The sequence below is a fragment of the Bradyrhizobium sp. Leo78 genome, from assembly GCF_059512425.1.
In genome coordinates this window covers 26,399-36,693 of record NZ_JCAMOT010000057.1, presented here as the reverse complement: position 1 = coordinate 36,693, position 10,295 = coordinate 26,399, and the positions used below count along the sequence as shown (strand labels likewise).

Annotated in this window: 11 protein-coding genes and 1 pseudogene; 4 read left to right on the top strand and 8 right to left on the bottom strand. The window is 61.2% G+C overall.

Features of this window, described 5'->3' with window-relative positions:
* Positions 1 to 532 (top strand): transposase family protein (locus AC5ZG1_RS39180; RefSeq protein WP_496136107.1); only part of this gene is annotated, 532 nt, incomplete at its 5' end.
* A gap of 38 nt (positions 533 to 570) precedes the next feature.
* On the opposite strand, the gene AC5ZG1_RS39175 is transcribed toward AC5ZG1_RS39180, so the two are convergent.
* Positions 571 to 1,476, bottom strand: coding sequence for a LysR family transcriptional regulator (locus AC5ZG1_RS39175; protein WP_496136106.1), 906 nt, complete (start codon positions 1,474 to 1,476; stop codon positions 571 to 573).
* 140 nt (positions 1,477 to 1,616) lie between these two features.
* Here AC5ZG1_RS39175 and AC5ZG1_RS39170 point away from each other — a divergent pair, with 140 nt between their 5' ends.
* From AC5ZG1_RS39170 to AC5ZG1_RS39160, 3 genes and pseudogenes are all read left to right on the top strand, one after another.
* Positions 1,617 to 3,083, top strand: a complete 1,467-nt coding sequence (locus tag AC5ZG1_RS39170; RefSeq protein ID WP_496136105.1) for a flavin-containing monooxygenase — start codon at positions 1,617 to 1,619, stop codon at positions 3,081 to 3,083.
* 37 nt (positions 3,084 to 3,120) lie between these two features.
* On the top strand, positions 3,121 to 3,936 hold the full coding sequence (locus tag AC5ZG1_RS39165) for a hypothetical protein (RefSeq protein ID WP_496136104.1): 816 nt from the start codon (positions 3,121 to 3,123) through the stop codon (positions 3,934 to 3,936).
* Positions 3,937 to 4,331: 395 nt separating this feature from the next.
* Positions 4,332 to 4,471: pseudogene (locus AC5ZG1_RS39160) on the top strand (PRC-barrel domain-containing protein); the annotation flags it as partial.
* A 549-nt stretch (positions 4,472 to 5,020) separates the two neighbouring features.
* On the opposite strand, the gene ccoS reads toward AC5ZG1_RS39160, so the two are convergent.
* From ccoS to ccoO, 7 genes are read right to left on the bottom strand one after another with little or no spacing between them, the layout of a single operon-like run.
* The gene (gene ccoS, locus AC5ZG1_RS39155; protein WP_130577816.1) at positions 5,021 to 5,176 is read right to left on the bottom strand and encodes a cbb3-type cytochrome oxidase assembly protein CcoS; all 156 of its coding nucleotides are present in this window, start codon (positions 5,174 to 5,176) and stop codon (positions 5,021 to 5,023) included.
* Positions 5,173 to 7,434, bottom strand: a complete 2,262-nt coding sequence (locus AC5ZG1_RS39150) for a cation-translocating P-type ATPase (protein WP_496136103.1) — start codon at positions 7,432 to 7,434, stop codon at positions 5,173 to 5,175. The genes ccoS and AC5ZG1_RS39150 overlap by 4 nt, the downstream gene beginning before the upstream one ends.
* A 28-nt stretch (positions 7,435 to 7,462) precedes the next feature.
* The gene (locus tag AC5ZG1_RS39145) at positions 7,463 to 8,257 is read right to left on the bottom strand and encodes a DUF2189 domain-containing protein (protein WP_496136102.1); all 795 of its coding nucleotides are present in this window, start codon (positions 8,255 to 8,257) and stop codon (positions 7,463 to 7,465) included.
* Entirely contained in the window at positions 8,254 to 8,508 is a 255-nt protein-coding gene (locus tag AC5ZG1_RS39140) for a hypothetical protein (protein ID WP_496136101.1), read from the bottom strand. Before AC5ZG1_RS39140 ends, AC5ZG1_RS39145 begins: the two co-directional genes overlap by 4 nt.
* Positions 8,505 to 9,389, bottom strand: a complete 885-nt coding sequence (gene ccoP, locus AC5ZG1_RS39135; RefSeq protein ID WP_496136100.1) for a cytochrome-c oxidase, cbb3-type subunit III — start codon at positions 9,387 to 9,389, stop codon at positions 8,505 to 8,507. The genes AC5ZG1_RS39140 and ccoP overlap by 4 nt, the downstream gene beginning before the upstream one ends.
* Positions 9,380 to 9,550, bottom strand: coding sequence for a cbb3-type cytochrome c oxidase subunit 3 (locus tag AC5ZG1_RS39130; protein ID WP_496136099.1), 171 nt, complete (start codon positions 9,548 to 9,550; stop codon positions 9,380 to 9,382). The genes ccoP and AC5ZG1_RS39130 overlap by 10 nt, the downstream gene beginning before the upstream one ends.
* Positions 9,547 to 10,290, bottom strand: coding sequence for a cytochrome-c oxidase, cbb3-type subunit II (ccoO, locus tag AC5ZG1_RS39125; protein WP_496136098.1), 744 nt, complete (start codon positions 10,288 to 10,290; stop codon positions 9,547 to 9,549). Before ccoO ends, AC5ZG1_RS39130 begins: the two co-directional genes overlap by 4 nt.
* Positions 10,291 to 10,295 lie beyond the last annotated feature (5 nt).

The following is a 10,295-nucleotide window of genomic DNA, read 5'->3' as shown; positions in this document are numbered from 1 at the left end:
CCCGGATGACCGGATGGCTGAAGACCGTTGTGAGAACCACGAACGCGAAGAGAGGCACGCCAAAGATCAAAAGCAGCTGCGCGCGTTGATCCGGCAGATAAGCGTCGAGAATCCACGTTGGGGCGCGCCGCGCATCCATGGCGAAGTTCTCAAGCTCGGGTTTGAGGTCGCTCAATCAAGCGTTGCCAAGTACATGATCAAGCGGCGAGGGCCGCCCAATCAGGGATGGCGGATTTTCTTGCGTAATCACGCGCCGGAAATTGCCGCCATGGATTTGTTAGTTGTTCCGACCATAGGCTTCGATCTGCTCTATGCCTTCGTCATCGTCCGACTGGCCCGCAGAGACCTGGTCTGGATCAACGTCACAAGTAATCCGACAGCCGAATGGGTTGCCCGCCAAATCACCGAGGCCTTTCCTTGGGGACGAGGCGCCGCCGGCTATTCGGCCGGACCCGCACGTCTCAGAGGGGCCAAGAGCCGATGTCAAGGCTCAGCCATCTGTGTCAAATGTGTCGAAGCGGCGCACATCTGAGTTTCAGAAGGCCGAGCTGGTTGCCTTTTGACATTGAATCAGCAGTCCCACGTAGGGACGCCACCGAAATGGGCGACGAGGAAGTCCACAAAACTCCGCACCTTCGCCGAGAGATGCCGGCCGGGCGGATACAGGGCGTAGAGCGATTGTTCCGGCGGCGGATAGTTGGGCAGCAGACGGCTAAGACGGCCTGATCGCAGGTCCTCACCGACCAGGAAGGTCGGAACGAGGATGATCCCCCCGCCGGCTATGGCGGTTGAGCGCAGCACGTCAGCATTATTCGCGAGATACTGGCCCGAGACCGGAACGACGACCTCGGTGCCCGTGGGATCGAGCAGGCGCCATTCGCCGCGGCTTTCGAAGTAGGTGTATTCCAGGCAATTGTGGCTTGCGAGTTCGTCGGGCGTCTGCGGCACGCCGTGACGCGCGAGGTATTCCGGCGCGGCGCAGACGGCAAGCCGGATCGGCGCGATCCGCCTGGCGATCAGGCTCGAGTCACGGAGACGTCCGATGCGTACGCCGACGTCAAACTCCCCCTCAAGCAGGTCCACTACCCGGTCGTTCACCAACATCTCAATCGAAACGTCGGGATAGAGCTTTAAGAATTCGGTCACGACCGGCGCAAGATGGAGCAGGCCGAACGAGACGGGAGCGTTGATCCGCAAGCGTCCGCGAGGCATCGTCTGGAGTGCGCCGGCCGCACTTCTCGCCTCCTCGACCGCATCAAGGATGCGCATGCATCGCTCGTAGAATCCAGTGCCGACCTCGGTGAGGCTCAAACGACGGGTCGTGCGATTGAGCAGGCGTGCGCCTAGCCAGCTCTCCAACTCCTGGATCTGCTTGGTCACCGACGCCTGGGACAGCTTCATCTCGCGCGCCGCGGCCGAGAAGCTGCCGGTCCCGACCACCTTCGTGAAGACAGCCATGCTCGCCATTCGATCCATGCGCGCCTCCCGCGATTTATCACGTTTGGTGAACAATCATATGCCGATCCGCCGGCTTATTGCAGGCGGTTGTCGTCAACATCTCCGCGTCATGAGCAATTGAGCGGGCAAGCCGTTCCGATCAGACGAGGAGAAGATCGATGACCACAGCAGTGAACACCGTTATCGTGGGCGGAGGACAGGCGGGCCTAGCCGTAAGCCACTATCTGAAGAGACGATCCCAGGACCATGTCGTCCTCGAACAGGCCGATCGGCCAGGCAACGCATGGCGCAACCATCGCTGGGATTCCTTTACGCTGAACACACCGCGGTGGCAGTCGCGTTTGCCCGGTGTCCTCTACGCGGAGGACGATTCTGACGGCTTCATGTCCCGCAACGAAGTCGTGATGTATTTTGAAGCACTCGCTCGACACCTTCCCGTGCGCTATGGCACGCGCGTCAATGGGATCGAGCGCGACGACGCAAGCGGTGAATATATCGTTCAGATGGAAGATGGCGAACCGATCAAGGCGCGCAATGTCGTCATGGCCACCGGCCTTTATCAAACGCCGAAGATCCCGAGCTTAAGCCGCGATTTTCCGCCCTGCATCAGGCAGCTTCATTCCGACGCCTATCGCAATCCAGAACAGCTTGTGCCCGGTGCCGTACTGGTGGTTGGTAGCGCGCAATCGGGCGCCCAGATCGCCGAAGAACTCTATGAATCCGGGCGAAAAGTCTACCTCGCGGTCGGCCGCGCGGGTCGGACCCCACGGCGCTACCGCGGAAAGGACGCGAACTGGTGGCTCGCTAGACTTGGCCAATACGATCGCAACGTGAGCGAACTGCCGTCGCCCGAGGCAAAGTTTGCCGGCAAGCCGCACATTTCGGGCACCAAGGGCGGCCATACGCTTAACCTCCATCAATTTGCGCGTGACGGTGTCGTGCTGCTTGGCCGCCTCCGGGGCATCGACGGTGGGGTCATCGAGCTCGCGCCCGACCTGCACGACAATCTAGCGGCGGCGGACCGCGCCGAAGCGGATTTTGCGAACGCCGTGGACGCCCATGTCGTCAGGACGGGAATGGCAGCGCCGGAAGAAAGGCTGCCGGTTCTTCGAGACGGTTTTGAGCAACCGGCGCTATCCCAGGTCGATCTGAGAGGTGCCGGCATCACCAACGTGATTTGGGCGACCGGCTATAGCTTCGACTTCTCGCTGATCAAATTGCCGGTCATCGAACCTGACGGATATCCTCGTCAGACGCGCGGGGTCACAGCCTATCCCGGACTTTTCTTTGTCGGACTTCCGTGGCTTCACACCGCGAAATCGGGCCTGATCTATGGCGTTGGCGAGGACGCCGCTTACATCGCCGATCAGATCACGGCACGGCGCCACTTCCGAAAGGATTCGGACACGACGACCGTGCCCGTACATCCGGTCAGCCCAAACTCCCTTCCCAAGATAATGAGAACAAGACGCGGGCTGGTCAATGCGTTCTGGTCGTCTGTGCTCGCGTTCGTCCTGGAAGGCTTTGCGGCGCACGCTGCCGGACTTCAATCGACCGATGCTTCTTCCAGCGTCGCTTGCAGCATCGAGCCTGGGCCGAACGAGGCGGCGTCTTCGTCGAGATAGCAATCCTCCTCCCGCTTTTTTGCCAATGGAGTGTGCAATGCAATGGAAACTATTTGTGGCCGCGGCCGTAGCGGTCTTGATCGACGTGTTGATGTCCTTGACAGTCGCGGCCGCTCAATCCGAAACGCCGATGCCGCCGCGCGTGGAGTTCGCGACTATTCCCGCCGGTCAGCTCTATTTGGGGATGATGGAGCAAGAAGTGACCCGCATCATGGGCGAGCCGACCCGGATCGCCGGCTGCGATAGCGGCGGGATCAATGTGCGCCAGCTTGAGTTTTCCGGAGTAATTCCTACCAAGGTTACGCTTTCGAAGGGGAAGGTGTCTCGTGTCGCACTCGATGTCTTTCAAGTCGAAAAGGGCGATCTGCCGCTCTTCAGTCGCAAAGCTTGGCCAGGCATGGCAAGTGGGGCCGTGCGGCGCGCACTCGGAGAGCCGAGTGACATCCGCCACTACACTTTTTTTGGCATCAAGCTGGATCAATGGCTGTACCATGGTACTGGCGAACCGGAAGTTAACATATTCTTCGCCGCGGACCGCGTCATCGCCAAGACGATTGGACGGCGTATTCCGCAAGACATTTTTCAAGTTCGCCTGCCGGCACCGCCTCAGCCGGAGGGGAAGACCGATGTGCGGGGACCGCAGGTAGGCATGTCGATGAGCGACGTCCAAGCGCTCTATGGCGAAGTAAAGTTTCGAGTCGATTACGTCTTCAAAGGTCAGCCTGCGGTACGAGTGGTGCTCGATACACGTGCAAAGAGCTCATTCGTCTCTCTCACATTCGTAAATGACAGGCTGATCGAAGCCGAAGACTTGGGCACCATTCGTAATTGGTCTGTCCTGGAAGGATGGTAGCGGCAGGCGCCAGGTCCGCTGTGGGGCAGCCACTGTCGCGGCGCTGGCCGATGGACGGCCGCGATGATCCCATTGCGTCGGGCGTGCGGGCGTGGATTGCGACCGGCCACACCGGACGCGAGCCAAGCCACTGGCGATCAAGATCGAGTTGCGCAGGATAATGCACGATCCCATCGCGAAAACCGGTGCTTGGGTGAAACAGATGCTGAAAGGGGATCTGAACTACTTCGCAGTCTCGGGTAACCTTCGTGACGTGCCATGTTCGCAACGAGTCCGACATGCCGGCGGCTCCCGCCAACGCCTCGCACGCGTCGAGCAGCCGATCGCGGACTGCCTCGAATTTAACTAAGCAAGTATCTGCTCCGGCTTCGGCGCGTGGCCCGTAGTGACACACGGATGAAACGCAAATCGGATCGATCGAGCGCGTCATGATTGACAAGCGATCCGAAAGGTCTCGTACGCGGTTCTGAGTTTGGGGGGCTTTCTCGGTATTGGGGACGATCATCATCCCCTCCCGTGGGAGTCGCTTAAGTACCGCAGCTGAAAGCGCCCCTAGGCCTTCAAAATGCCGATGCTAGGCTGGATGGTCAGGCGGTAGATGACGAGCGCGTGACCGTCGAAAACCTCCAGCGGGGTATCACACACCGGGCAGTGATACTCGCCCTCTGTTCCCTGCTTCGAGGATAGCTCGAGCCTGCGGAATCCAGCTCCGCACCGCGGACAAGTTGCGTCGCCTTTTTTCATGGCATGCCCAATCTCGTCTCGATGGAAACTGAGTTTAACGTGGATTGAATGACGGGCCAGGGCAATCGTTCCGCGCTCTCGGTCTTTTGAAGCTTATGATTTGGCTTCGAATCGTCATCTCGCTTTGTCTCGTTTGAGTATGCTCTTTTCGGAAAACCGGTACGCACCTCTCTGGATCATGCGCTACCTTGGGTCCGTGCAGGGGACCAAGAATGCAGCAATATCGCTGTCGTCTTGGTCCCACACCTCGAGGGTCGATCGGAAGCTATCGGCCAGATTTGGCTCGACATCGGCTTTTCCGGCGGTTGCCTCGATTTGCTTGCAAAAGCGACTGCGGCCGCTATCGTTCAGGCCCTTCATGTCCCTCGAACAGGATGCGCTGGGCTGCGCCTTCGAGGTCGTCATATTGGCCGCTCTTCAGCGTCCACATGAAGGAGGCGAGTCCGGCGAGACCGAGACCAATGGCGATCGGCACGAGAAAGAAGAAGTCGATCATTTCAATGCCTCGAGTATGAACGGCGCTTCCGCGCGGCGGACATTTCTTCGCTCGCGTCGTCTCGACACCCGGACATCGAGACGCAATGCATTGGCCACGACCGTGACCGATGACACTGACATCGCGACCGCCGCGAGCAGCGGCGTAACTCCGCCGAACACGGCGAGCGGGATCGCTACGATGTTATAGGCGATCGCAAGCGCGAAATTCTGCCGGACCAGCGCCCCGGCAGCCCGGGAAATCGCGATCGCTTGCGGAACGGACTGGAGGCTGTCGCGCAGGAAAACGAGGTCGGCGGCGTTGCGGCCGATATCCGAGGCCGACGCCGGTGCCATCGAGACGTCGGCCGCGCGCAGTGCGGGCGCATCATTCAGACCGTCGCCGACCATCAGTATCTTGTTGCCCGCCTGCTTCAGTGCTGAAATATGCCGGATCTTGTCTTCCGGTCGGGCATCCGCGGTCCAGGTCAGGCCGAGCCGCTTGGCGATGTCTCGTACGCGCTGGTCCCTATCGCCAGACAGGATTTCCACGAAAGCTCCTGATTTTTTCAGTTCGGCGACCGTTTCTTGTGCGCCCGGGCGCACTGTGTCGTCGAGGCAGAAATAGGTCATGCCTTTACCATTGATCGCCAGCGCGATGATCGCGTCGTGGTGTTTCTCGGAGGAACGTCGGTCCACAACTGCCCACTCCGGCCGTCCCAATCGATAGACGTCGGCGCCGCGCTGCGCTTCGAGGCCAAGGCCCGGATGCTCCGACACAGCATCGAAGGTGATCTGCCGGCGATCGTTCCTCAGGACGGCCAGCGCCTGCGAATAGGGATGGCGAGAATGCATGGCGAGCGCGGCGGCCAGGGCGAGCCTATCGGGTGCAGTGTCGCCCTTTGTCGTGAGCCGTGGCTGGCCGGCGGTCAATGTCCCTGTCTTGTCGAAGACCACAACGTCGACGTCGGCAAGCTTTTCCAGCGCGCCGCCGTCCTTGATCATGATGCCCTTGTCGAACAGCCGCCGGGCGGCGACGACATGGACCATCGGAACAGCAAGGCCGAGCGCGCAGGGGCAGGTGATAATCAGGACAGCGATCGCGATGGTGATGGCGCGGTGGGCGTCGCCGGAGGCGATCATCCAGCCGAGGAACGTCAGAAACGCCATGGAGTGAACGAGCGGCGCATAGAGTTGCGCGGCGCGGTCGGCGATCCGGCGATAGGTCGATCGGCCGGCTTCCGCCGCTTCCATCATCCGCGTTATCTCGGCGAGGAACGACTGATCGGCCGTCGCGGTCGCGACGATGGTCAGCGGCCCGGTCAGATTGAGGATGCCGGCCTGCAGTTCTGTGCCCTCGGCCGCGGGCTGCGGCGCGCTTTCACCCGACACCAGGGAGTAGTCAAGCTCGGACGTGCCCTTGATCACGCGCGCATTGACGGGGACGCGTTCGCCGGCGGCGAGGAGGATCGTCATTTTCGGCATAATCTGCTCGATCGCGAGATAGGCCTGCGTGCCGTCCGGCTGCAAAACCAGTGCGCCGCGTGCCGACAAACGCGCCAGTCCGCCGACCGCCTGCCGCGCCCGCTCTCGCATCACATAGTCCAGCGTGCGGCCGATCAGAAGGAAGAACAGCAGCGACACCGCCGCGTCGAAATAGGCGTAGGGACCATGTTGGATGGTTTCGTACAGGCTCATAGCGAAGGTGAGCAGGACGCCCATCGAGATCGGGAGGTCCATATTGGTTCGGCCATGCTTCACGCTGAGCCACGCCGAGCGGAAGAAAATCCGACCGGAATAGATCAGCGTCGGAAGCGCGATCAGCGCCGAAATCCAGTGGAAGAGATCGCGCGTCTCCGCTTCCGCGCCAGCCCAGACCGATACCGACAGGAGCATGATGTTGCTGGAGGCGAAGCCTGCGACCGCCAGCGCGCGCAGCAGGTGGACCAGCTTCGCGTCCTTTTTGCCAGCGCCGGCATCGTGGACGTGAGCCTTATAGCCGATGGCGTTCAGCGCCCGTATGATTGGTGGAGGGGAGTCTCCGCGCCAAAGGACGGTGACCCGCCGCGTCGACAGATTGGCCCGCGCTTTCGCTACGCCCTCGAGCTTGCTGAGCGCCACCTCGATCTGCTGCAGGCATCCGCCGCAATGGATTTCGGGCACCGACAAGTCGGTCTGACGCAGCCCGTCGTGGACCGCCTGGCTCGCGAGCAGGATCTCGTCGTCCGGGGTTCCGACCTGATGCAGATACAGTTCGGCGCCGGGTGCGCAGCAACTCATGGGATCGGCTCCGTCGTTCCGCGGGAAATCACTCCGTTTCCGGTTGCACGGCGCGATACGCGTGCCAGGAGGCGTGACCGAGCAGCGGATAGATCACGACGAGCCCCAGCATGGCTGTGGCAAGGCTTGCCAGAAACAAAGCGAGCACGATGGCCGCCCAGATCAAGAGAACCCGCAAATTGTTCCAGACCAGCGCCACGCTGGAGCCCATCGCGGTGAAGGCATCGATGCGCTGGTCGAGCAGCATCGGAATCGAAAAGGCGCTGATCGCAAAGGAGAACGCTGCGAACAGACCGCCGACAGCGGTACCGACGATGAGCATCGCCCAGCCGGTGCCGGTGGTGAACAGCATCGGCACGATGCGATCGAGGCCCGGAAATGCCACCATGCCGAAGAACAGGGCATAGATCAGCACGGCCGCACGGATCCACACGATCATTAACAGGCAGAGCAATACGCCGGTGAACAGGATCTGACCGCTGGAACGCGGCCTGACGAAGAAGATGTTTTGCCAACGTAGCGGTAGGCCTTCTTCGATCCGGCGGCTCTTCTCATAGAGCCCGACGGCCAGGATCGGGCCGATCACCATGAAGCCCGCAAAGAGCGGAAACAGGATGTAGTCGAGCTTGAGAGAAACCAGGCCCGCTACCAGCCCCACCGAGATCGCAAGAATGATCACGCCATAGGCCAGGCTCAGCGGCATCTGCGTCACGAAATCCCGCCAGCCTTGCGCCAACCATTTGAAAGGATCGGCCGCCGTCAATGGTCGGGCCCATTGGTTGGCCATCGGGAGCGGCGGCGCGACCGAAGGAAGCATCGTCATCGTTCGTTTCCTTCTGCAGATGTGCGGAGGGCGGGCGGCGAGCAGGACGATTTGGCCGCGTAGTACAGGTCGGGCGCATCACGGGCGTCGCCCTGACGGAGATGGCTGACGCAGGCCGGCTGCGAGGTCGATGCGACATAGAAGAGGTGGGCGTTGGCGGCCAGGACGGCGATCACGCCGCACACGACTACAACCCACACGCAGATGTTCGCCCTGCTGGCACTGCGTCGGTCGATGGCGAGTTCGTTCATGGACGAGCCGTCCTCTTGTCGACGAGGTAGAGCGTCAGGATATTGCGATCGAGTTTGGACAATCGGTTTTCCCAGGTCGGCATGTGTCCCTGGCGGCCGCCCCAAACCGTGCTATCGATGGTTTCAAAATCGCCGCCATAGATCCAGAAACTGTCGGTCAGGTTGGGCGCGCCGACCTCCGGATTGCCCTTGGCGTCAGGGCCGTGACAGGCGACGCAATTGGCGGCGAAGATCGCCTTGCCAGCCTCTACCTTGGCGGGATCGACATCCTTCGCGCTCGGATGCGACAAGGAATAGACAAAGCTGGCCACCTTGAGGACATCCTGGCGAGGCAGCATCTGATCGCGGCCGAACGCCGGCATTTGCGAAACGTGTGTGTCCGGGTGAGCCGAGTTGATGCCGACGCGAATGGTATTGAAGATATCCTCGGGCTTGCCACCCCATAACCAGGAGCTCGTCGTCAGGTTCGGAAAGCCCGGGCCCCCCTTGGCGTCAACGCCGTGGCATACGGCGCAATTGTTGCCGAAGAGGGCGCGGCCGCTGCCCCGCACGATCTCCATCAGAAGCGGATCGGACTGGATCGCCGCAAAATCCTCAGTCTCGATCCTCTTCGTCCAGACGCTGCGTTCGAGCGCGGCTTCCTGCAAGGACGCTGCGACAACCTTCGCCTGATTGGTTCCAAGCAGCCCCTTGGTGTAGGTCACGCCGAGCGGCCAGGCCGGCATTAGCACCCAGTAGCCGACCGAGAACAGGAAAGCCAAACTCAGGGAGAAATAAAGCACGCGCGGGACCGGCGTATTCAACTCCCTCAAGCCGTTCCATTCATGGCCGGTCGTGAGATAGCCGGTATAGCTGTCGCGATCTGGTTGCTCTACCGCCATGGTCCCGCCTCATCGCGAAATATGGATTGCGCGGCATCATCGAAACGCTTCTTGTTCGACGGCCACATGGCATAGATCACTACCGCGATTGACAGCGCGATCAGGTAGAATAGCCCGAACGATTTTGAGATGCCGACGAGCAATGCATGTTCGACGATCATTGGCCTGTTCCTGCTTGTGCAACCGATCTATGCGCAGTGTCAGTCAGCCGGCCGAGGATCTGGAGATAGGCAACGAGCGCGTCCATTTCGGTCAGTTGGCTGGGTCGGCCGTCGAATGCGCGCATCGTGGTGGCCTTGCCGTACCGCTTGATCACGCCATCGGCGAGCGGCGAATCCGGGTTGGACTGCGCGTAGGCGTCAATGGAGGCGTTGGCGATCATCGCGTCGGTATAGGGCACGCCGACCGCGCGCTGGGCTTTCAGGTGAAGGCCGAGATCGTCGGTGCGCAATTCGGTCATGAGCAACCATCCGTAGGCCGGCATCACCGAGACCGGCACCACGTCGCGCGGATTGTTGAGGTGAGCGACGTGCCACTGGTCGGAGTATTTCTCTCCGACCCGCGCCAAGTCCGGCCCGGTGCGCTTCGAACCCCACAACATCGGATGGTCGTACTTGGATTCGACCGCGAGCGAGTACGGGCCGTAGCGGTCGACCTCGTCACGAAGCGTGCGGATCATCTGCGAATGGCAGGCATAGCAGCCTTCGCGGATGTAGATATTGCGGCCGGCGAGCTCGAGCGGCGTGTAGAGCCGCATGTCGGGAGCGTCTTCCACGGTCTGGTGAATGGTGAAGAGCGGCGCGATCTCGAACAGACCGCCGATGCTCGCGACGGCGATGATCCCGAGCGTCAGACCGATCGCCTTGCTTTCCAGCCGGTAGTGCAATCCGAAGAACGACATGGCGT